Source organism: Curtobacterium sp. MWU13-2055 (assembly GCF_023242305.1).
GTDB lineage: Bacteria > Actinomycetota > Actinomycetes > Actinomycetales > Microbacteriaceae > Curtobacterium.
In genome coordinates this window covers 1-21,130 of sequence record NZ_JALLIO010000002.1, presented here as the reverse complement: position 1 = coordinate 21,130, position 21,130 = coordinate 1, and the positions used below count along the sequence as shown (strand labels likewise).

22 protein-coding genes and 4 tRNA genes are annotated in these 21,130 nt (G+C 69.5%); 20 read left to right on the top strand and 6 right to left on the bottom strand.

The features are described 5' to 3' along the window. Positions 1 to 3 precede the first annotated feature (3 nt). Positions 4 to 1,119 (top strand): heparan-alpha-glucosaminide N-acetyltransferase domain-containing protein, encoded by a 1,116-nt coding sequence (locus M4960_RS04690; protein WP_248703607.1) that lies wholly within the window; start codon positions 4 to 6, stop codon positions 1,117 to 1,119. A 180-nt stretch (positions 1,120 to 1,299) separates the two neighbouring features. Here the strand turns inward: M4960_RS04690 and cls are convergent, their stop codons facing one another. Together cls and M4960_RS04680 are read right to left on the bottom strand one after the other, a co-directional pair. After that, entirely contained in the window at positions 1,300 to 2,760 is a 1,461-nt protein-coding gene (cls, locus tag M4960_RS04685) for a cardiolipin synthase (protein ID WP_123292102.1), read from the bottom strand. A gap of 5 nt (positions 2,761 to 2,765) precedes the next feature. After that, entirely contained in the window at positions 2,766 to 3,254 is a 489-nt protein-coding gene (locus M4960_RS04680; RefSeq protein ID WP_111084269.1) for a YajQ family cyclic di-GMP-binding protein, read from the bottom strand. Positions 3,255 to 3,391: 137 nt separating this feature from the next. Between M4960_RS04680 and M4960_RS04675 the strand changes: the two genes are divergently transcribed. From M4960_RS04675 to M4960_RS04655, 5 genes are all read left to right on the top strand, one after another. Beyond that, positions 3,392 to 3,476: transfer RNA gene (locus M4960_RS04675), tRNA-Tyr, on the top strand. Positions 3,477 to 3,533: 57 nt separating this feature from the next. Further along, positions 3,534 to 4,355: an inositol monophosphatase family protein gene (locus tag M4960_RS04670; protein WP_248703606.1), complete on the top strand. Its 822-nt coding sequence runs from the start codon at positions 3,534 to 3,536 to the stop codon at positions 4,353 to 4,355. A 148-nt stretch (positions 4,356 to 4,503) separates the two neighbouring features. Next, complete coding sequence (locus M4960_RS04665) at positions 4,504 to 5,727, top strand: M23 family metallopeptidase (RefSeq protein ID WP_159573795.1); 1,224 nt, start codon at positions 4,504 to 4,506, stop codon at positions 5,725 to 5,727. 93 nt (positions 5,728 to 5,820) lie between these two features. Beyond that, positions 5,821 to 5,892: transfer RNA gene (locus tag M4960_RS04660), tRNA-Thr, on the top strand. A 32-nt stretch (positions 5,893 to 5,924) separates the two neighbouring features. Continuing rightward, positions 5,925 to 5,998 (top strand) — tRNA-Met (locus M4960_RS04655). Positions 5,999 to 6,152: 154 nt separating this feature from the next. On the opposite strand, the gene M4960_RS04650 is transcribed toward M4960_RS04655, so the two are convergent. Continuing rightward, on the bottom strand, positions 6,153 to 6,551 hold the full coding sequence (locus M4960_RS04650; protein ID WP_248703605.1) for a hypothetical protein: 399 nt from the start codon (positions 6,549 to 6,551) through the stop codon (positions 6,153 to 6,155). A 129-nt stretch (positions 6,552 to 6,680) separates the two neighbouring features. On the opposite strand from M4960_RS04650, the gene M4960_RS04645 reads away from it, so the two are divergent. The 3 genes from M4960_RS04645 to M4960_RS04635 are packed head-to-tail and all read left to right on the top strand — an operon-like array spanning position 6,681 to position 8,583. After that, on the top strand, positions 6,681 to 7,130 hold the full coding sequence (locus M4960_RS04645; RefSeq protein WP_248703604.1) for a MaoC family dehydratase N-terminal domain-containing protein: 450 nt from the start codon (positions 6,681 to 6,683) through the stop codon (positions 7,128 to 7,130). After that, entirely contained in the window at positions 7,127 to 7,552 is a 426-nt protein-coding gene (locus M4960_RS04640; RefSeq protein WP_131921749.1) for a MaoC/PaaZ C-terminal domain-containing protein, read from the top strand. Before M4960_RS04645 ends, M4960_RS04640 begins: the two co-directional genes overlap by 4 nt. Positions 7,553 to 7,566: 14 nt before the next feature. Then, positions 7,567 to 8,583 carry a UDP-N-acetylmuramate dehydrogenase gene (locus M4960_RS04635; protein WP_248703603.1) on the top strand — a complete coding sequence of 339 codons (1,017 nt, stop codon included), beginning with the start codon at positions 7,567 to 7,569 and terminating at the stop codon, positions 8,581 to 8,583. Positions 8,584 to 8,697: 114 nt separating this feature from the next. On the opposite strand, the gene M4960_RS04630 is transcribed toward M4960_RS04635, so the two are convergent. After that, positions 8,698 to 9,879, bottom strand: a complete 1,182-nt coding sequence (locus tag M4960_RS04630) for a pyridoxal phosphate-dependent aminotransferase (protein WP_248703922.1) — start codon at positions 9,877 to 9,879, stop codon at positions 8,698 to 8,700. A gap of 180 nt (positions 9,880 to 10,059) precedes the next feature. On the opposite strand from M4960_RS04630, the gene M4960_RS04625 reads away from it, so the two are divergent. The 6 genes from M4960_RS04625 (at position 10,060) to M4960_RS04600 (ending at position 13,615) form a co-directional block, all read left to right on the top strand. Next, positions 10,060 to 10,132 (top strand) — tRNA-Trp (locus tag M4960_RS04625). 35 nt (positions 10,133 to 10,167) lie between these two features. Beyond that, entirely contained in the window at positions 10,168 to 10,431 is a 264-nt protein-coding gene (gene secE, locus M4960_RS04620; RefSeq protein WP_228504884.1) for a preprotein translocase subunit SecE, read from the top strand. Positions 10,432 to 10,550: 119 nt separating this feature from the next. Next, a complete protein-coding gene (gene nusG / locus M4960_RS04615) occupies positions 10,551 to 11,564 on the top strand; it encodes a transcription termination/antitermination protein NusG (RefSeq protein WP_248703602.1) in 1,014 nt (337 codons plus the stop codon). Between the two features lie 144 nt (positions 11,565 to 11,708). Then, positions 11,709 to 12,140: a 50S ribosomal protein L11 gene (rplK, locus tag M4960_RS04610; protein WP_022906459.1), complete on the top strand. Its 432-nt coding sequence runs from the start codon at positions 11,709 to 11,711 to the stop codon at positions 12,138 to 12,140. A 90-nt stretch (positions 12,141 to 12,230) separates the two neighbouring features. After that, the gene (gene rplA, locus M4960_RS04605; RefSeq protein ID WP_123292110.1) at positions 12,231 to 12,920 is read left to right on the top strand and encodes a 50S ribosomal protein L1; all 690 of its coding nucleotides are present in this window, start codon (positions 12,231 to 12,233) and stop codon (positions 12,918 to 12,920) included. Between the two features lie 86 nt (positions 12,921 to 13,006). Further along, a complete protein-coding gene (locus M4960_RS04600) occupies positions 13,007 to 13,615 on the top strand; it encodes a Pr6Pr family membrane protein (protein ID WP_123938622.1) in 609 nt (202 codons plus the stop codon). A gap of 9 nt (positions 13,616 to 13,624) precedes the next feature. On the opposite strand, the gene M4960_RS04595 is transcribed toward M4960_RS04600, so the two are convergent. Together M4960_RS04595 and M4960_RS04590 are read right to left on the bottom strand one after the other, a co-directional pair. Further along, positions 13,625 to 14,308 (bottom strand): YqaJ viral recombinase family protein, encoded by a 684-nt coding sequence (locus tag M4960_RS04595; RefSeq protein WP_248703601.1) that lies wholly within the window; start codon positions 14,306 to 14,308, stop codon positions 13,625 to 13,627. Between the two features lie 67 nt (positions 14,309 to 14,375). After that, positions 14,376 to 15,587 carry an ROK family protein gene (locus M4960_RS04590; protein ID WP_185002799.1) on the bottom strand — a complete coding sequence of 404 codons (1,212 nt, stop codon included), beginning with the start codon at positions 15,585 to 15,587 and terminating at the stop codon, positions 14,376 to 14,378. A gap of 144 nt (positions 15,588 to 15,731) precedes the next feature. On the opposite strand from M4960_RS04590, the gene M4960_RS04585 reads away from it, so the two are divergent. The 5 genes from M4960_RS04585 (at position 15,732) to M4960_RS04565 (ending at position 21,079) form a co-directional block, all read left to right on the top strand. Further along, positions 15,732 to 16,478 (top strand): sugar phosphate isomerase/epimerase, encoded by a 747-nt coding sequence (locus tag M4960_RS04585; RefSeq protein WP_248703600.1) that lies wholly within the window; start codon positions 15,732 to 15,734, stop codon positions 16,476 to 16,478. After that, entirely contained in the window at positions 16,475 to 17,620 is a 1,146-nt protein-coding gene (locus M4960_RS04580) for a Gfo/Idh/MocA family protein (protein WP_248703599.1), read from the top strand. Before M4960_RS04585 ends, M4960_RS04580 begins: the two co-directional genes overlap by 4 nt. A gap of 104 nt (positions 17,621 to 17,724) precedes the next feature. Next, positions 17,725 to 19,026 carry an ABC transporter substrate-binding protein gene (locus M4960_RS04575; RefSeq protein WP_123938625.1) on the top strand — a complete coding sequence of 434 codons (1,302 nt, stop codon included), beginning with the start codon at positions 17,725 to 17,727 and terminating at the stop codon, positions 19,024 to 19,026. Positions 19,027 to 19,251: 225 nt separating this feature from the next. After that, a complete protein-coding gene (locus M4960_RS04570; protein WP_111084254.1) occupies positions 19,252 to 20,247 on the top strand; it encodes a carbohydrate ABC transporter permease in 996 nt (331 codons plus the stop codon). Then, on the top strand, positions 20,240 to 21,079 hold the full coding sequence (locus tag M4960_RS04565) for a carbohydrate ABC transporter permease (RefSeq protein WP_111084253.1): 840 nt from the start codon (positions 20,240 to 20,242) through the stop codon (positions 21,077 to 21,079). The genes M4960_RS04570 and M4960_RS04565 overlap by 8 nt, the downstream gene beginning before the upstream one ends. Positions 21,080 to 21,130: the final 51 nt, after the last annotated feature.

The following is a 21,130-nucleotide window of genomic DNA, read 5'->3' as shown; positions in this document are numbered from 1 at the left end:
CCGATGACCGACACGCGCCCCGTCCCACCCACCGCGGTGCGGGGCGCGTCCGTGTCCGGCGTGCGACTGCAGGGCGTCGACGTCGCGCGGGCCGTCGCGTTGCTCGGCATGATGGCCGCGCACATCGGCGGCATCGCGGACCAGCTCGACTGGTCCGATCCGTCGACGTGGTCCGCCGTGGCGCACGGGCGCCCGTCCACGCTGTTCGCAGTCCTCGCGGGGGTGTCGATCGGGCTGACGAGCGGTCGCACGACTCCGCCAGGACCGCCGACGATCGGGCGGGTCCGGGCGCGCCTGGCGGTCCGCGCCGCGGCCGTCGTCGGCATCGGGTTCGTGCTCATCGCGTTGGACACCCCGGTCTACGTCATCCTGCCGACGTACGGAGTGCTGTTCCTGCTGGTGATCCCGGTGCTCCGGGTCCGCCCGGCGTGGCTCCTCGCCATCGCGGGCGCCTGCGCCGTGCTGTCGCCGATCGTCGCTGTCGCGACCGCACCGGCCTACGCCGACGCGGGCATGGTCGGACAGCAGCTCGGCCTGGTCTACCCCGTGGTCACCTTCCTGGCGTACGTCCTCGTCGGTCTCGCGGTCGCCCGGGCCGGTCTGGGGGCGCGGAGCACGCAGGTCGCGCTCCTCGCATCCGGCGCACTGGTCGCCGCCACCGCGTACGTCGTCGGCACGGTCCTCGCGCCGCTTCCGTCCGGGGCGGCGTTCGCGTTCCCGGGGGTCCCGTACGCCGCCGAGGGCAGCACGCCGGCCGAGGCCCTCGCCCAGCTCTTCCTGTCACCGCGCGACCACTCGTCGACGACGGTGGACGTGGTCGGCACCGCGGGGGTGGCGGTGGCGGTCATCGCGCTCTGCACCCTGGTGTTCGACGGGCGCGGGCGGGTCGCCGAGCGGATCGCGTTCCCGCTCGCCGCCGTCGGGTCGATGCCCCTGACGATCTACTCGGGACACCTCGTGGTGATCGCGATGCTGCCCGAGTACCCGGAGTCGGCCGAGGCGTGGGGCTGGTTCGCGCTGGGCTCGGTCGTGTTCGCGATGGTCTGGCGCCGGTTCCTCGGCCGGGGCCCGCTCGAGCGGGCCGTCGCGGCCCTGGCGTCCACCGTCCCGATGCGCTGAGCGCTCCTGCCGGGCCGATCCGGTCCCGGAGCGCTGCCGCACGGTGCAGCGTTGTTCGTTCACCGCGGGCTTGCCCGCTGGGTGACACGCTGTCGCGACGCACCGTGCTGCGGAGGTCGCACCGGGTGGCTGACGACGCACCGTGCGCGGCGGAGGCGAGCCGCGCCTCCCGGTCGTCCGCTACTGCAGCGCTGCCGTGAGCCGCGCGACGTTGTCGAGCACCTTGGACCGGCGCGGACGGTCGACCCACTCGTCGAGCGTGAGCTCGAAGCTGTGCTCCTTGTAGGCGTCCTGCACCTCGCGCAGGGCGTCGACGAAGCGGTGGCCCCGGACCATCACGGAGACCTCGAGGTTCAGGCTGAACGAGCGCATGTCCATGTTGCTCGACCCGATCACCGACACCTCGTCGTCGATGGTGAAGTGCTTGGCGTGCAGGATCGTCGGTGCCCGGTACAGCCAGATCCGCACGCCGGCGCGGAGGAGTCCCTCGTAGTACGAGCGCTGCGCGTGCCACGTCATGGCGTGGTCGCCCATCTCGCCGACGAAGAGCTCGACCTCGACGCCGCGCTGGGCGGTCGTCGTGATGGCGTAGAGCATCGAGTCGTCCGGCACGAAGTACGGCGAGGTGATCGACACCTTCTTCTGCGCCGAGTAGAGCAGTGCGTTGAACAGGCGCAGGTTGTTCTCGCCGTCGAACCCGGGCCCGGACGGCACGACCTGGCAGTCGAGGGCGTCGCCGCGGTCGGCCCGCTGGACGGGGTCGCTCTCACGGAGCAGCAGTTCGTCGGTCTCGCTGTACCAGTCGGTGACGAACAGGGCGTTCAACCCCGCGACGACCGGTCCCTCGAACCGGGCGAACAGGTCCTTGTAGACCATGCCCTTCTCGATGTGCGACTTGATGTCGTACGAGGGGTCGATCAGGTTCTGCGACCCGGTGAACGCGACCGAGCCGTCGATGACCATGATCTTCCGGTGGTTGCGCAGGTCGGGGCGCTGGAACTTCCCCTGCAGCGGCAGCAGCGGGAGCATGAGGTGCCACTCGATGCCGGCGCGGTCCATGAACGCCAGCGTGTCCTTGTACCCGGGGTAACCGCGGCTGGCCCAGTGGTCGAGCAGGAACCGGACGGTGACGCCGCGGGCCTGTGCACGGGCGAGCGCGTCGAAGAACGGTCGCGTGGTGTCGTCGAGCGTCGCGATGTAGAACTCGACGTGCACGAACCGCCGCGACTGCTCGATCGCCCGGGTCATCTCCGCGATCGACTCCTCGGAGTCGGGGTAGAGCTCCGCCGAGTTGCCGCCGACCAGCGGCATCGCGCCGAGTTCGCGGTTCAGCGTGGTGATGCTCTCGAGCCACAGCGGCCACGGGTGGTCACGGCGCACGCGTTCGATGCCCTCGGTCTGTTCGAGGATGTACGCGTTGATCTCGGTCTGCTTCTCACGCCGGGCACGCGGCAGCTTCGTCGACCCGATGACGAGGAAGACGATGAAACCGATGTAGGGGATCAGGAAGATCGCGAGCAACCAGGCGGTCGCCGTCTGCGGCTTCCGGTTGATCGGGACGTAGATGATCGAGAAGACGCGGATCGCCAGGTCCAGCAGGACGGCCAGGACCGTGATCGCGACGGTGAGCCAGTGCTCCACGGACGTCAGCGGAAGTTGATGTACTGCAACGGGACGTCGAACTCTTCACCCTTGAGGAGCTGGATCGTGTTCTGGAGGTCGTCGCGGCTCTTCGAGGAGACCCGCAGTTCGTCGCCCTGGATCTGGCTCTTCACGGTCTTCGGGGCGTTGGCGCGCAGGAACGCGCCGATCTTCTTCGCGACGTCCTGCTCGATGCCGTTCTTGAACTTCACCTCGATGCGGTACTCCTTGCCCGAGGGGTAGGGGTCGCCGGCGTCGAGGCTCTTCAGGCTGATGTTGCGCTTGATCGCCTTGCTCTGCAGGACGTCGAGGACGGCCTTCGCGCGCTCTTCCGAGTTCGCCTTGATGAGGACGTCCTCGCCGCTGAAGGCGACCGACGCGTCCGCGCCCTTGAAGTCGTACCGCTGCTCGATCTCCTTGGCCGCCTGGTTGAGGGCGTTCTCCGCCTCCATCTTGTCGACCTTGCTGACCACGTCGAAGGAACTGTCTGCCATGCCGGACAGCCTAACGGCGGACTGGAGGCCCGGTTCCGGTCGCGCGGATCGGCTCGCGGTGGTCACGACCACCGTTCCGGATCCGCTATGCTTTTGTGCGCGCCTTCGGTTGGTGATCACACCGGCTGGGTGCGCATGGCAAGTTACCCAAGCGGCCAAAGGGATCTGACTGTAAATCAGCCGGCGTAGCCTTCGGGGGTTCGAATCCCTCACTTGCCACCATCGCGAAGCCCCGTCCGACCCGGACGGGGCTTTCGTCGTCCCTGGCAGGATCGGTGCATGGCATCCGACCTCGCACCGTCCCAGTTCGCCGACCTCGCCGAGACGATCGCGCGCGAAGCGGCCACGCTCGCCGCACGACGACGGACCGAGGGGGTCGAGGTCGCCGACCGGAAGTCGAGCATCGTCGACGTGGTCACGGCGGCGGACCGCGAGGTCGAGGCGCTCATCCGTGCCCGGATCGCCGAGGCCCGGCCGGATGACGCGTTCCACGGCGAGGAGTCCGGCTCCGCGTCGGGGGAGTCGGGCATCACCTGGGTCGTCGACCCGATCGACGGCACGGTGAACTACCTGTACGGCAGCGCCGAGTACGGCGTGAGCATCGGCGTCGTGCGGGGTTCCGCCGACCCGACGACGTGGGAGCCGATCGCCGGTGTCGTGGTGGCCCCCGCGACCGGAGTGGTGTTCCGTGCCGCCGCCGGACAGGGCGCCACCCGTGACGGCGTCCCCCTGTCCGTCAGCGCTCCAGCCTCGCTCGCCGAGACGCTCGTGGCGACGGGCTTCGGGTACACGGCCGACCGGCGCCGTGAGCAGGTGTCCGTGCTCGCCGGGCTGATCGGCGAGGTGCGGGACATCCGGCGCGGGGGAGCGGCGTCGCTCGACTGCTGCGCGGTCGGGACCGGGGTCGTCGACGCCTACTACGAGCGCGGGATCAACCCGTGGGACATGGCCGGCGGCTCCGTCGTCGCGCGTGAGGCCGGAGCATCGGTCCGCATCTGGGAGGCCGGCGGCACCCGTTCCTTCCTGTTCGCGAGCCCCGGGGTGGCCGACGACCTCGAGGCGCTGCTGCGCGGGCTGGAAGCCGAGGCGCTCGGCGTCTGAGGTCCGTCGGTCCCTCGGTCTGGGGGTGCCCGGTGGACACGACCACGACTGGCGACGTGCGACGACGTTTGCTACCGTGCTCAGGTCCCGTTATCTGCTCGTTACCAACGAGCGCGCCCCTTCCCCGATCAGGATCGCCACCGCACGCATGCCCCACTCCCCACTGACGTCCGTCCCCACCGGTCCCGTCGACGCCGCCACCCCGGTCGTCCACCTGACCCGACGAGCACGGATCGAGGCGGAGCGAGCGGCTGCGAAGGGTGCTCCCGTCACGCAGGACCACGCGCAGGACGTCGCAGCTGACCGTGCCGCGGGCCCGTCGTTCGACGAGGTCGTCGGGCTGACCACGCCGTCGTCGGCCGCGGCTCCCGTGTCGCCGATCGACCTCGCACCGGTGTCGCCCGCGCTGCCCGAGTCGGCGGTCCGTCCGGCCTCGCGCATCACGACGCCGCCGGCTCCCACCTCGCCGGACGTCCGCGCCACGGCGCCGCACACCGCGACGGCTGCAGCGGAGTCCGTCGCGCCCCAGCCCCGCCGTGTCATCGGCCAGGTCCCGGCGTCCCGTCGGCGGACCGGCCGTGCCGCACCGGCCGTGCAGGTCGACCGCGCCACCCGGCACATCGCGGCCAGCCGCACCGCCGCCGTGCCCGCCCCGGCTCCGGCCGCCCGGAAGCAGGGTGCCTCGTTCCGCCGTGCGGCCTCGCGCGTGACGGCCGTCGGTGCGCTCCTCTTCGTCGCCGGTCTCGTCGTCTCGACGTCGCTGCCCGCCCAGGCGCTCTACGTGCCGGAGACCGGCTCGACCGCGGCCCGGTCGACGGCGAGCGGTGCGACCCAGTCGATGAGCGTCAGCGCCGCAGCCGACGGGTCGACGAGCCGCGACCAGTACACGGTGTCGGACGCCACGCAGTACAAGAACGTCGACGCCTCGAGCTTCACCAACGACCCGACCGGCACGATCCAGTGGCCGTTCCTCACCGGCGTCCCGATCACCTCCGGCTTCGGCGGTCGTCAGGTCGCGGGCTGCTCGTTCTGCTCGACGAACCACATGGGCGTCGACTTCGCTCCCGGCGAGGGCACCCCGATCCGGGTGATCGCCGCCGGCACCGTCATCAAGGTCCAGGCGAACGACGGCGGCTTCGGCAACGACGTCTGGGTGGAGCACGACGTCGACGGCAAGCAGTTCGTCAGCGTGTACGGCCACATGGAGGACAACTCCTTCAAGGTGGTCACCGGTCAGCAGATCGAGGTCGGCGACGAGCTCGGTCTCGTGGGCAGCACGGGCAACTCCACGGGCCCGCACCTGCACCTCGAAGTGCACGTCGACGGGGTCCCCGTGGACCCGCTGGCGTGGCTCCAGACCAACGCGAACTAGCGGTCGCCGACGCGGCACGCCCGGGCGTCTCGCCCGGTTCCGGAGCAGCGTCGGAGGTCTGCTATCCTCGTGTGGTGCCGTTCGCGGCACATCGCCCCGATAGCTCAGTGGTAGAGCACCTCCATGGTAAGGAGGGGGTCGTCAGTTCAATCCTGACTCGGGGCTCCGACCCGGTGCGCGTGTCGCTCCGGATCTCTGGCGGGGTAGCTCAGTTGGTTAGAGCACACGACTCATAATCGTGGGGTCGCGGGTTCAAGTCCCGCCCTCGCTACAGCAAGCCCGGCGATCTGTTCGCCGGGCTTTCGTCGTTCCCGGGCTGCGTGCACAGCGGTGCGGACGCACTTCGGCTGTGCACTTGGCCAGGTGTGTGCCAAGAGGCACGTGGCGGACGCACACCGGGCCTCCCGTCCGCCCTGGGGTCGGCCCTACAGCGCGGAGTGCGACCCGGTCTCGGTCCGCGTCTGCAGCACGCCGGCCGCGCGCAGCGCGCGCTCGATCGCCGCGTTCACCTCGTGCCACGCGGCCCGTCGCCGGCTCGCGCCGATGCTGCCGCCGGAGACGGCCGTGCCGTGTCCGCGGTGCCGCAGCGTGATCGTGGTGGAGGCCCCGGTGACGGTCGTCGACAGCTCGTAGCGGCGGAACTCGCGGGACGGGTGCACGAGCGCGCCGAGCAGGATCGTCAGCAGCAGGTTGCCGGTCGTCGCGGTGAGGGTCCCACCGGTCGACTCGACGCGGTGTCCCGCCGTGCGGAGTGCCGCGCCGGCGGCCTCCATCGCGGTGCACCGGTCGCCCGTGTGCACGGCGAACTCGGTCCTGGTGTCCATGGTTGCTCCCCCGTCCCCTGATCCGGTGTCGCGACCGGACCGCCGATTCCCCCGAACCGGTCCGGCAAGCCTAGCCGATGCATCCTCAGCATCGACAGGCCCCCGGACGGGCGTCGGTAGACTGCCGACGTGTCAGTGAACCCCGAGCTCGTCGGCAGGACGTTCCCGCCGGCCCAGCCCTACCTGGTCGGTCGCGAGAAGGTGCGCGAGTTCTCGCGCGCGGTGTTCGCGACCAACCCCGTCCACCACGAACCCGACGCGGCCCGCGCCGCCGGGTACGCCGACGTCGTCGCCCCGCCGACCTTCGCGGTCGTCGTGCAGGAAGCCACGCTCGCGCAGCTCCTGGCCGAGTCGGACGCCGGCATCGACTTCTCCCGTGTCGTCCACGGCGAGCAGTCCTTCACCTACGACCGGCCCATCGTGGCCGGTGACGAACTCACCGCGACCCTGACCGTCACGAGCGTCAAGACGCTCGGCGGCAACGCGATGGTCACGGCCCAGAGCACCATGAACGACGCCGCGGGGGAGCACGTCGTCACGGCGACGTCGACCCTCGTGGTCCGAGGAGACGACGCATGACCGCCGCACCCGCCACCGCGATCGAGGTCGGCACGGTCGTCGCCGAGCGCGAGGTGCACGTCACCCGCGACTCGCTCGTCCGCTACGCCGGCGCCTCCGGTGACTTCAACCCGATCCACTACCGGGACGACGTCGCCACCTCGGTCGGCCTGCCCGGCGTCCTCGCGCACGGCATGCTCACGATGGGCATCGCCGTGCAGCCGGTCTCCGAGTGGCTCGGCGACAGCGGTTGGGTCGCGGGCTACGGCGTCCGCTTCACCCGCCCCGTCGTCGTGGACCCGGAGCAGGGCGCGACCATCGGCATCGTCGCCAAGGTCGGCACCGTCGACGACGACGGCCGACCGAAGCGCATCGACCTCACCGTGACCGCCGGCGGGCAGACCGTGCTCGGCAAGGCGCAGGTCACGGTGGCGTTCCGCTGACCGTGCACGAGCCGGTGCTCGCCGACCTCACGACGCTCGGCGTCGGTGGGGCGCCCGCGCGGCTGCTCACGGCCACGACGACCGACGAGCTCGTCGCCCACACGCGCACCGCATGGGACGACCACGAGTGGCTGGTCCTCGGCGGCGGCAGCAACGTGCTGGTCGCCGACTCCGGCTTCGACGGCACCGTCGTCCTGGTCCGCACCACGGGGGTGGACGCCGACACGGACGCCGACGGTGTCACCGTCCGTGTCGCGGCCGGCGAACCCTGGGACGCGTTCGTCGCCACCACCGTCGCGAACGGCTGGACCGGCCTGGAGGCCCTCAGCGGCATCCCGGGCACCGTCGGCGCCGCCCCCGTGCAGAACATCGGCGCCTACGGGGTCGAGCTCTCCGACGTGCTCACCCGGGTCGAGTTCCTCGATGCGGCCACGGGGGAGCGCACGTGGGTGCCCGCGGCCGAGCTGGCGCTCGGCTACCGCACGTCGACCCTCAAGCACGGACGCCGCGGTGTCGTGCTGACGGTCGAGTTCCGGCTCGGCACGGCGGGGGAGCACGGCGTGCCGGTGCGGTACGCCCAGCTCGCCGGTTCGCTCGGGGTCGACCTCGGTGCCCTCGTGGAACCCGCGACGGTCCGCGACGAGGTCCTGCGCCTCCGCGCCTCGAAGGGCATGGTGCTCGACGCCGACGACCGGGACACCTGGAGCGCCGGGTCGTTCTTCACGAACCCGATCGTGTCCGCGGCCTTCGCCGAGACCCTCCCCGCCGACGCGCCACGGTGGCCGGCCGGCGACGACGTCAAGCTCAGCGCCGCCTGGCTCATCGAGCACGCGGGGGTGCACCGGGGCTACGCCGTGCCGGGGTCGCGCGCGGCGATCTCGTCGAAGCACACCCTGGCCCTGACGAACCGTGGCGGCGCGACGGCGGCCCAGGTGGCCGAGCTCGCGCGGTACGTGCAGGTCACGGTCCTGAACCGCTTCGGGGTGTCGCTCGTGCCGGAGCCCGTCGTGGTGGGGGACCTGCTCGACTGAGCGCACGGGCATGGACACGGGCACGACCCGGCCACGGGCCTCCCGGAAAGCAGAACGGGCCACCTCGACGAGGCGGCCCGTTCTGCGTTCTGCGGGGTGTCGTGGGCGCGGCGACTACGCGAAGAACTCCGCCAGGCGGGCCACACCCTCGGCGATGTCGTCGTCGCCGAGCGCGTACGACAGGCGCAGGTAGCCGGACGGACCGAAGGCCTCGCCCGGGACGACCGCGACCTCGGCGTGCTCGAGGATCAGGTCGGCCAGCTCGAGGGTCGTCGTCGGGGTCGAGCCCGCCCACTCGCGACCGAGCAGTGCGGTGACGTCGGGGTAGACGTAGAAGGCGCCCTGCGGGGTCGGCGTGACGAAGCCCGGGATCGCGTTGAGCCCGGCGACGATGGCCTGGCGACGGCGGTCGAAGGCCTCGCGCATGGCCGCCACCGGCTCCTGCGGCCCGGTGAGCGCGGCGATCGCGGCGCGCTGGGACACGTTCGACACGTTCGACGACAGGTGCGACTGCAGGTTCGACGCGGCCTTGACCGCGTCGGCGGGACCGATGAACCAGCCGACGCGCCAGCCGGTCATCGCGTAGGTCTTCGCGACGCCGTTGACCAGGATCGTGGTGTCGGCGAGGGCCGGCACGGCGTCGAGGATGCCGGTGAAGGGGAGTCCGTCGTACACGAGGTCCTGGTAGATCTCGTCGCTGATCACCCAGATGCCGTGCTCGAGTGCCCACTCGCCGATGGCCGTGGTCTGCTCGGCGGTGTACACGGCGCCGGTCGGGTTCGACGGCGAGCAGAACAGCAGCGCCTTCGTCTTCGGGGTGCGCGCGGCCTCGAGCTGCTCGACGGTGACGAGGTAGCCCTGGTCGCTGCCGGCGAAGACCTCGACCGGCTCGCCACCGGCCAGGCGGATGGCCTCGGGGTAGGTGGTCCAGTACGGGGCGGGGAGCAGGACCTCGTCGCCGGCGTCGACGATCGTCTGGAACGCCTGGTAGACGGCCTGCTTGCCGCCGTTGGTGACGATCACCCGCGACGGGTCGACGGTGATGCCGGACTCGCGTGCGGTCTTCTCGGCGATGGCCTGCTTCAGCTCCGGCAGACCGGTCGCCGGCGTGTACCGGTGGTTCTTCGGGTCCTGTGCGGCCTCGACCGCGGCGACGACCACGTGGTCGGGCGTGGCGAAGTCGGGCTCGCCGGCGGCGAAGGAGATGACGGGTCGGCCCGCGGCCTTCAGGGCCTTGGCCTTCGCGTCGACCTTGAGCGTCGCGGACTCGGCGATCGCCGCGATGCGGGACGCGATGCGCGGCCGATCGGTCGGCGCGGCGGCGGGGGTTGCGGTGGACTCGGGGCCGGGGGCTGCGGTGCTCACGGGTGCCAGCCTATCGGCGCGGCACGCCGTGGAGGGGGCCAAGTGGACACCGTGTGACGGACTCCCGTACACTCGACCACCGGAACACGATCGGTGACGGACGTGCTCTGAAGGGCGGTGGCTCAATTGGTAGAGCAGCGGTCTCCAAAACCGCAGGTTGCAGGTTCGAGTCCTGTCCGCCCTGCAACTCTGGAAGGGTAGAAGTTGGCGAGCAAAGACATGGAGACGACGGCGGACGACGTCGTCGCCAAGGCGAAGCAGGACCGGGCCGAGCGCCGGGGTCCGATCGCTGCCATCGTGCTCTTCATCCGTCAGGTGATCGGCGAACTGCGCAAGGTCGTGACGCCGACCCGCAAGGAGCTCTTCAGCTACACGCTGGTCGTGCTCGTCTTCGTCGTCGTGATGATGATCCTGGTGTCGATCCTCGACTTCGTGTTCGGTCTCGGCGTCGGGTACGTCTTCGGCAACGGGCCCACGGCCTGACCCGGACGTCGACTGCCGAGTGCGGCAGTCCACTGGAGTACGGTCGCCCGAGACGGTGCCGATCGTGACCAGGACCGTCCGCCATCCCGACCCGCACCACCGAACGGAAAGAATCGACTGTGTCTGACTACTCCCGCGACGACATCGACCTCGCGACGGCTGCCGAGCAGTCCTCCGAGGTCGAGGAGAACCAGGAAGGCGACGTCGAGACCGGCGAGGAGCGCTCCGCCGAGTCCGCCGAGGAGCGCGCGATCTCCGTCGAGTCCGAGGACGACGAGTCCCTCGGCATCGACGAGGAGCTGACGGCACTGCAGGAGTCCAAGGACCCCGAGGCCGACGCCGTCGTCGAGGACGCCCTCGAGATCGACTCCGCTGACGAGGCCGAGGCCGCCGTCGAGGCGGTCGAGGACGAGGAAGAGATCGAACTCGAGTCCGAGACCGCCGAAGAGGCGAACGAGACCCTCGCCGCCGACGAAGCCATCGACGCCGAGGACGACGACGCCGAAGAGACCGAGGTCGACCCGTACGAGGCCTTCAAGGTCGAGCTGCGGATGAAGCCGGGCAAGTGGTACGTCATCCACTCCTACGCGGGCTTCGAGCGCCGCGTGAAGTCGAACATCGAGAACCGCATGGTGTCGATGTCGATGGAGGAGTCGATCTACCAGGTCGAGGTCCCGATGGAGGACGTCGTCGAGATCAAGAACGGGCAGCGCAAGCTGGTCACCCGCGTCCGGATCCCCTCGTACGTGCTCGTCCGCATGGACCTCAACGAGGACTCGTGGTCCGTCGTCCGGCACACGCCCGGTGTCACCGGCTTCGTCGGCAACGCCCACAACCCGACGCCGCTCCGTTTCGACGAGGCGTTCGGCATGCTCAAGTCCCTCGTGCAGGTCGCCGAGGCCGCCCCGACCAAGGGTGGCTCGAAGTCCGGCGGTTCCCTGCAGGCGCAGCCCGCGGCCGAGGTCGACTTCGAGGTCGGCGAGACGATCACCATCAAGGAAGGCTCGTTCGCGGGCCTGCCGGGTTCGATCTCCGAGATCAAGCCGGAGAGCGGCAAGCTCACCGTCCTCGTCTCGCTGTTCGAGCGCGAGACCCCGGTCGAGCTCAGCTTCGACCAGGTCACGAAGCTCTAGTCCAGGTCTCCCCGTTCGGGTAGACTCATCGAGTTTGGGCCCGCACGCCTCGTGCGTGTGGGCCTTCACCGCGGTCCGGAACGGCCGGACCAGCGGGAGAGTGCACGGATCCCCGTGCGTTCGATTCCAGGAGGAAGACAAGTCATGGCACCGAAGAAGAAGGTCACGGGCCTGATCAAGCTGCAGATCAACGCGGGAGCCGCCAACCCGGCCCCGCCGATCGGTCCGGCACTCGGTCAGCACGGCGTCAACATCATGGAGTTCTGCAAGGCGTACAACGCGGCGACCGAGTCGCAGCGTGGCAACGTCGTGCCGGTCGAGATCACCGTCTACGAGGACCGTTCGTTCACGTTCGTCCTCAAGACCCCGCCGGCCGCTGAGCTCATCAAGAAGGCTGCTGGTGTGCAGAAGGGGTCCGCGACCCCGCACACGGTCAAGGTCGCGAAGATCTCGATGGACCAGGTCCGTCAGATCGCCGAGACCAAGCAGGCCGACCTGAACGCCAACGACATCGAGCAGGCCGCGAAGATCATCGCCGGCACCGCACGCTCGATGGGCATCACGGTCGAGGCCTAAGCACCGATCGGGCTCCGGCCCACACCCAGACACCTTTCCGTGGGAGAGCCGCGCCGGCTCGTCAACCACGTATCTCGCAAGGAGACCACCATGGCGAAGAAGTCCAAGGCCTACGAAGCCGCGGCCGCGAAGATCGAGGCCGACAAGTTCTACACCCCGACCGAGGCAGTCGCCCTGGCCAAGGAGACCGGTTCTGCGAAGACCGACTCCACGGTCGAGGTCGCACTGAAGCTCGGCGTCGACCCGCGCAAGGCGGACCAGATGGTCCGCGGCACGGTCATCCTGCCGCACGGCACGGGCAAGACCGCCCGCGTCATCGTGTTCGCGACGGGTGCAGCGGCCGAGGCCGCGATCGCAGCCGGCGCCGACGAGGTCGGTGGCGACGAGCTCATCGCGAAGGTCGCCGAGGGCTACACGTCCTTCGACTCCGCCGTCGCGACGCCCGAGCTCATGGGCAAGGTCGGTCGTCTCGGCAAGGTGCTCGGCCCGCGTGGCCTCATGCCGAACCCGAAGACCGGCACCGTGACCCCGAACGTGGCGCAGGCCGTCAACGACATCAAGGGCGGCAAGATCGAGTTCCGCGTCGACAAGCACGCCAACGTGCACTTCGTCGTCGGCAAGGCCTCGTTCACGCCGGAGCAGCTCGACGAGAACATCTCGACCGCGCTCGAGGAGATCAACCGCCTCAAGCCGAGCTCCTCGAAGGGCCGTTACGTCATGAAGGGCGCCGTCTCGACGACCTTCGGCCCCGGCATCCCGCTGGACGTCAACAGCATCTGAGTCCACTGACTCGCAGAAGGGCCCGCACCGGCAACGGTGCGGGCCCTTTTCGCGTGCAGGGGCGCGCGTCCCGGTAGCGTGGTCTCGTGCGCACCCTCGTGAACTCGCTCCGGTTGATCGCCGTCATCGCCGTCGTCGTCGCGATCGTCGCCCAGTGGCTCGTCAGCTCGAAGACGGACGTCTACAACCCGTGGAACTTCTTCGGCTACTTCACGATCCAGTCGAACGTCATCATCGCCGTGGCCCTGGCGGTGACCCTCGTCGCCTCGGCCCGCCGCAAGCGTGGGGACCTGCGGGTGAGCCTGCTCCGGGGCGCCGGCACGGTCTACATCGCCACGACCGGCATCGTCTACAACACCCTGCTGACGAACGTCGACGTGTCGGCGAGCGTCCAGTGGTCGAACGACGTGCTGCACAAGGTCATCCCCGCGTACGCGGTCCTCGACTGGCTGCTGTTCTCCGACCGGTCGAAGCTGCTCCTCCGCCACGTCTGGTGGTTCCTGATCTACCCGGCCGTGTGGACGATCGTCATCCTGATCCGGGGCGCGACCGACGGCTGGGTGCCGTACCCGTTCCTCGACCCCGCGCAGGGGTACGGGGTCGTGGCGATCTACTGCGTCGGCGTGGGCGTCTCGATCGGGTTGCTCGGCGTCCTCGTCGTGGGGATGAGCCGGCTCCGACTCGTCAAGGTCTGAGCTGACGGGCTACGAACGGAAGTCGCGCAGCTTGTCGAGCACCAGGTCGGCGAGCTGCACGAGTCCGCGGATCTGGTCGTCGTCACGGTCGACCCAACGGCACTCGGGCTCGTCGGCGACGGGGACGAAGCCGTCGTGGCGCTCCCAGACGAACAGGGTGCGGTCGGCACCGAGCACGTACTGCTGCCACCAGATCTGCCGCAGGTAGTGCCGGGGGATGCTCCGCCAGCCCTTCGCGGTGGTCTTGATCTCGGCGAGCACCACCCGCGAGCCCTGGACACCGACGCCGTCGGGGGTCGCGAGGTGCGCCCGGTTCGCGGCGGCGTGGAACAGGTGCGCCGAGGGCTGGATGCCGTGCGTGGCCGCGACCCAGGCGGCGATGTGGGGCTCGCGGTCCTTGCCGTGCTCGGTGAACGCGTTGCCGGAGAACCGTGAGCCGTAGCGCTTCTCGGTGACGACGGCCTCGACCGCGTGCAGCGAGGCGAGCCGAGCGACGTCGGTCGCAGTGATGCCCGCGGCGCGGGCGCGGAGCCAGGCGAAGCGGTCCGAGGAGTGCGCGACGATCCGCTCGGTGTGGCCGCGCAGGGCGGTGAACGCATCGCGCCCGGGGACCGCAGCCGGCGTGGCGGAGGCAGAAGGCGCCTCCGGGCCGGGGTCCAGGTCGCCCCACAGGGTGGGCTGCACGATCGTCACCCGACGATTCTCCCCCCGACCACCGGCAAGACCGAATCCGACGCGCTCACGAGGCGCAGCGCCCACGTCAGGAGACCAGCTCACGCCCCTCGGCGTACGCGACCAGCTCGTCGACCCCGGCGGGGGAGAGCGCGTAGCCGATCGCGAGCGCCGCTGCGCCCTGCAGCGCGGCGAGCGACCCCGCACGCGACTGGGCGATGACGAGGTGTTCGGTGGCGAGCGGCATCGACCGCGAGTAGACGACCTCGCGGACGCCGGCGAGCAGGTGCTCACCGGCCTGCGTGATCGAGCCGCCCAGGACGATCACCGACGGGTTCATGAGCGAGACGCAGGTGGCGAGCACCTCGCCGATGTCGCGGCCCGCCTGTCGGACGGCGTAGATCGCGTCGAGGTCGGACCGGTTCACCAGGTCCAGCACGTCGGCGCCGGTGTGGGCGTCGTGCCCCTTTGCACGCAGGGCACGGGCGATCGCGGGACCGGACGCCACCGCCTCGAGGCACCCGGTGTTGCCGCAGTGGCAGGGGACGTCGCCGGCGCGGGACACCCGCACGTGGCCGATGTCACCGGCGGTGCCCTGGGCGCCGCGCTGCAGTTCGCCGTCCGACACGATGCCGGACCCGATGCCGGTGGCGACCTTGACGAACAACAGGTGGTCGACGTCGGGCCAGCCGTGCTCCCGCTCGCCGAGGGCCGCGATGTTCACGTCGTTGTCGAGCAGGACGTGCGCTGCGATGTGCTGGCGGAGCCACGACGGCACGTCGAAGCCGTCCCACCCGGGCATGATCGGGGGGTTCGCCGGGCGTCCGGTCGAGAACTCGACCGGACCGGGCACGCCGATCCCGATGGCGATGACGTCCTGTCGGGCGCGGCCGACCTCGTCGAGCAGCTCGTCGATGGTGGCGACCAGCCACGACAGGGTCTCCACCGGGCCGGCGGCGATGTCGATGCGCGCTTCGCGGGTGGCGAGCGGGGCGGCGACCAGGTCCGTGACGGCGACACGGCCGTGCGAGGCGCCGAGATCGGCGGCGATCACGAGTCGGGCGCGGGGCTTCAGCGCCACCTGGGCCGGCGGCCGTCCTCCGGTGGAGACGGCGGTGTCGACGGGGCCGACGAGACCGACCTCGATGAGGGAGTCCAGGCGCACGCCGATGGTGGAGCGTGCGAGTCCTGTCAGTGCGGCGAGCTCGGCCCGGGTCCGCGGCACGCCGTCGCGGAGGATCTGGAAGAGCTCGCTCGTCCCGACCGGAGGCGACGCTGCCGTCCGAGTCAAGTCGACCATGGGGGGAGTGAAGCACACATCGAACGCGCCACGCAACGAAGTTCGTCGACCTTCCACGAACTTCTGCTTGACCGCCGACAGAAGTGGTCATAGTGTGACGCTCGGTCAGTGACGACCGCACCATCTCGACGAGGAGAACCCCTGGTGACCCAACCGATCTCGGTTCAGCTCTACACCGTCCGCGACGCCCTCTCGGCCGACCTGCCCGGCACGCTCAAGCGCATCGCCGACATCGGCTACACGAACGTCGAGGCCTTCGGCTTCGTCGACAACGCCGACGAACTCGCCGCCGCGCTCCGCGACGCCGGCCTCGCCGCCCCGAGCGGACACGCACGACTGCTGGACGCCGGCGAGCAGGACCTCGAGCGGATCTTCCACGCGAGCGTCACCGTCGGACTCGGCACCCTCATCGACCCGCACATCGACGAGGCCCGCTGGACCACCCGCGAGGACGTCGAGGCCATCGCCCGCGAACTGAGCGCCCTCGCCCCCCGCGCGGCCGACCACGGCCTGGTGCTCGGCTACCACAACCACGCGTTCGAGTTCTCGAACCGCATCGACGGCGTCAGCGCCTACGAGGTCTTCGCCGACGCGCTGTCCGACGACGTCGTGCTCGAGCTCGACACCTACTGGGTCAAGGTCGGCGGTGACGACCCGGTGGCGATCATCGGCAAGTACGGCGACAAGATCGAGTTCCTGCACGTCAAGGACGGCGACGGCTCGCACGACGACGACAAGCAGGTCGCCGTCGGCAACGGCATCATGCCGATCCGCGAGATCCTCGCCGCCGCACCCGACGCACTCCACGTCGTCGAGCTCGACGGCCACGAGGGCGACGTCTTCCAGGCGGTCGCCGACTCCTACACGTTCCTCGAGGGGGCCCGCGCATGACCGACACCACGGCGTCCACCGCCCTCGACAGCAGCACCCGGACCGGCCGCGTCGGCGTCGGCGTCATCGGCGCCGGGGTCATCTCCGACCAGTACCTGTCGAACCTCACCGTCTTCCCCGACGTCGAGGTCCGCTTCATCGCCGACATCGACCTGCCGCGCGCAGCCGCCCAGGCCGAGAAGTGGGGCGTCGCCGGGTCGGGCACCGTCGAGGAGCTCCTGGCCGACGACGACATCGAGATCGTCGTCAACCTCACGATCCCGGCCGCCCACGTCGAGGTCGCCCTGCAGGTCCTCGCCGCCGGCAAGCACGTGTGGGGCGAGAAGCCCTACGCCCTCGACCGCGAGAGCGCGACCGAACTCCGTGACGCCGCACGCGCCGCGGGCAAGACCGTCAGCGTCGCACCCGACACCTTCCTCGGTGCCGGCCTGCAGACCGCGCTCCGCACCATCCGCGACGGCCGCATCGGCAAGCCGCTCAACGGCCTGACGCTCTTCCAGAGCCCCGGCCCGGAGTCCTGGCACCCGAGCCCCGAGTTCCTCTTCGCGTACGGTGCGGGCCCGCTGTTCGACATCGGCCCGTACTACATCACCACCCTGGTGCAGACGTTCGGTCCGGTGAAGAAGGTCACGGCGACGGCGTCGAAGTCCCGCGCCACGCGCACGATCGGCTCCGGCCCGAAGGCGGGCACCGAGTTCCCCGTCGACGTCCCGACGAACCACTCCGCACTGATCGAGTTCGAGGACGGCGGGAGCGCGCAGAGCGTCTTCTCGTTCGAGTCGGACCGCGGTCGCACGGGCGTCGTCGAGATCGCGGGCGAGACCGGCACCGTCGTGTTCCCGGACCCGAACAACTTCGACGGCGACACCGAGCTGTACGCGCTCGGCGCCGAGGAGCCCGAGACGATCCCCGCGATCGGCTCCACCTACTCGCGCGGCACCGGCGTGGTCGACCTCGCCCGCTCGCTCCGCGCAGGCGACGAGAACCGGGTCCCCGGTGCCCTCGCCTTCCACGTCCTCGACGTGATGGTCTCCATCGCCGAGGCGGCAGAACGTGGCGAGGCGGTGCTCGTCGAGAGCACCGTGTCGCCCTCCCAGACCCTCCCAGAGGGTTGGGACCCCGCGGAGCAGACCCTGGCCTGACCGGCCCGGATCCGCCCCGCACACCACAGCAGCACCCGAAGATCCATCCCGCACCACCCCTGCACCATCCCTGCACCATCTCAACGACGAGAAAGTAGAGAGTCATGCGCACTGCCATCCGCGCACTGGCCATCACCGCGGCCGCCGCACTCACCGTGACCGGCCTCGCAGCCTGCTCCTCCGGATCGTCCGGTTCCTCCGGCGACTCCAAGACGCTCACCTACTGGGCGTCCAACCAGGGCACGTCGCTCCAGAACGACAAGGAGGTGCTGACCCCAGTCCTCAAGAAGTTCACGAAGGAGACCGGGATCAAGGTCGACCTCCAGGTCATCGGCTGGAACGACCTGCAGACGAAGATCCAGACCGCCGTCACCTCGGGCCAGGGCCCGGACGTCGTCAACATCGGCAACACCTGGGCCACCTCGCTCCAGGCGACCGGTGCGTTCCAGGAGTACGGCGACTCCGAGATGAAGGCGATCGGCGGTGCCGACAAGTTCGGCAAGGTCGCGCTCTCCACCGGTGGCGCCCCCGGCAAGACCGTCACGAGCGTCCCGCTCTACGGCCTCGCGTACGGCCTGTACTACAACAAGTCCATGTTCAAGGACGCCGGCCTCGAGGCACCGACCACGTGGGAGGACCTCACGGCGGACGCCAAGAAGCTCACGACCGGCGGCAAGTACGGCTTCACCATCGCCGGTGGTTCGTACACCGAGAACTCGCACTTCGCGTTCATCACCTCGGCGCAGAACGGTGGCGAGTGGTTCGACAAGGACGGCAAGCCGACCTTCACCGACAAGGCGAACGTCGACGGCATCAAGCGCTACCTCGACCTGATGCAGTCCGACAAGGTCGTCAACACCTCGAACGCGCAGTACGACAACGGCACGCAGGCCGTCTCGGACTTCGCGAACGGCAAGGCCGCGATGATGCTGACGCAGAACAACGCGAACGCGACGATCACCTCGCAGGGCATGAAGACGGACGAGTTCGGCGTCGTGCCGTTCCCGACCACTGCTGACGGCGCGGACATCGCGTCGTTCCCGGCCGGCATCAACCTGTCGATCTTCAAGAACACGAAGAACAAGGACGGCGCGCTCAAGTTCGTCAAGTACATGACGAGCGCGGACACGCAGACCACGCTCGACAAGCCGTACTCGGCCCTCCCGGTGCTCGCCGCCGCGGCTGACTCGGTCACCGACGAGCAGACGAAGACGTTCCTCGACATCTACAACAACAAGGCCAAGCCCCTCCCGCTGGTCCCCGCCGAGGACCAGTTCGAGTCCACCGTCGGCAAGGCGATGAACGACATGTTCGCCAAGATCGCCACCGGCGGCTCCGTGTCCGACAGCGACATCAAGACCGCGCTGCAGACCGCCCAGGACCAGGTGTCCCAGGCGAACGGCTGATCCAGCCAGGAGGCCCGGGGCGCGTCCGCAAGGACGCCCCCGGGCCTCCACCCCTCGCGTCCACAGCCGGACGCGCCGGGGCAGGTCGTCACCGGCCCCACAGCCCCAGAGCCGGCCATCCGCCGGCAGTGAGCGTCCCGTCTCACGCACGCCGTGCCTCCCGTCCGCTGCCACGGACCGGAGTGCGAAGCACCCGAACCCCCTCCTGCCGAAAGGCCCCCGCCCATGTCCACGACGGTCCTGCCCGATGCGGAGCGCATCGACCTGACGCACACGAAGGGCTCGACGCTGTCGGGCCGTCCGCCAGGTCGCAAGCGCAAGACCAACTGGCTGCCCTACGCGCTCGTCGCGCCGGCCATCCTGTTCGAGCTGCTCATCCACATCGTCCCGATGCTCACCGGCATCTGGATCTCGTTCATCCAGCTCACCAAGTACTTCATCGCGAACTGGGGCGCTGCACCCTTCGCGGGACTGCACAACTACTCGGTCGTCGTCGACTTCGACCAGGCGATCGGCAAGGGCGTCCTGCACTCCTTCCTGATCACCTGCGGCTTCACGGTGCTCGTCGTCGGCCTCTCCTGGACCTTCGGCATGGCCGCCGCGGTCGCACTGCAGAAGCCGTTCAGGGGCCGCGGGCTGTTCCGCACCCTGTTCCTGGTGCCGTACGCGCTGCCGATGTACGCCGGCATCATCACCTGGAAGTTCATGTTCCAGCGTGACTCCGGCGCCGTGAACCACGTCCTGGTCGACCAGTTGCACCTGTTCAACGGCACCGGCCCGTTCTGGCTGATCGGCTCGAACGCCTTCGTCTCCGTCGTCGTCGTGGCGATCTGGAAGACCTGGCCCTTCGCCTTCCTGATGCTGATGGCCGGCCTGCAGTCCGTGCCGAACGACGTGTACGAGGCCGCCTCGGTCGACGGTGCGAAGCCGTTCCGGCAGTGGCGCTCGATCACGCTGCCGATGGTCCGCCCGGTCAACGTGACGCTCGTGCTCGTGATGTTCCTCTGGACCTTCAACGACTTCAACACGCCGTTCGTGCTGTTCGGCTCGACCGCGCAGCCCCCGGCCGCGGACCTGCTGAGCTTCCACATCTACAACGCGTCCTTCATCACCTGGAACTTCGGCTCCGGTGCCGCGATGAGCGTCCTGCTCCTCATCTTCCTGCTCATCGTCACCGGCATCTACCTCGCCGTGACCAACCGGAGGTCCGTCCGTGCGTGAGACATTCGGCGCCAAGTCCTTCAAGGTCGTGACCCTGGTCATCCTGACCCTGTTCACGGTCGTGCCCCTCTACGTGATGATCACCACGGCCATCAAGCCGCTCGGTGACGTGCAGAACGACTTCACGTGGATCCCGACCAACATCACCATCCAGCCGTTCATCGACATGTGGTCGACGGTGCCGCTCGGCAAGTACTTCGTGAACTCGCTCGTGGTCTGCACGGTCGCCACGGTGTTCTCGCTGATCATCGCGACGTTCGCCGCCTACGGTGTCTCGCGCTGGAACTTCAAGGGCAAGAGCACCTTCACCACCGCGGTGCTCTCCACCCAGATGTTCCCCGGCGTGCTGTTCCTGCTCCCGCTGTTCCTCATCTTCACGAACCTCGGGAACTCGCTCGGCATCCAGCTCGTCGGCAGCTGGACCGGCCTGATCATCACGTACCTGACGTTCACGCTCCCGTTCTCGATCTGGATGCTCGCGGGCTACTTCGAGACCATCCCGCGTGAGCTCGACGAGGCCGCGATGGTCGACGGTTCCGGCCCGATGGGTGCCCTGTTCCGGGTCATCCTGCCCTCGGCCCGCCCGGGTCTGGTGGCGGTCGGCATCTACTCGTTCATGACGGCCTGGGGTGAGGTGCTCTTCGCCTCGGTCATGACCAACGGCGACGGGCAGACCCTGGCGGTCGGTCTGCAGCAGTACTCCACGCAGACGAACGTGTACTGGAACCAGATCATGGCCGCGTCCCTGGTCGTGTCCATCCCCGTGGTGATCGCGTTCCTCATCGTGCAGCGCCAGTTCGTGGCCGGCTTGACCGCCGGTGCGGTGAAGTAGCCAGCTGACTTCAGCTCTAGCTCCAGCTCCGCGAAAGCGACAGATTCCCGG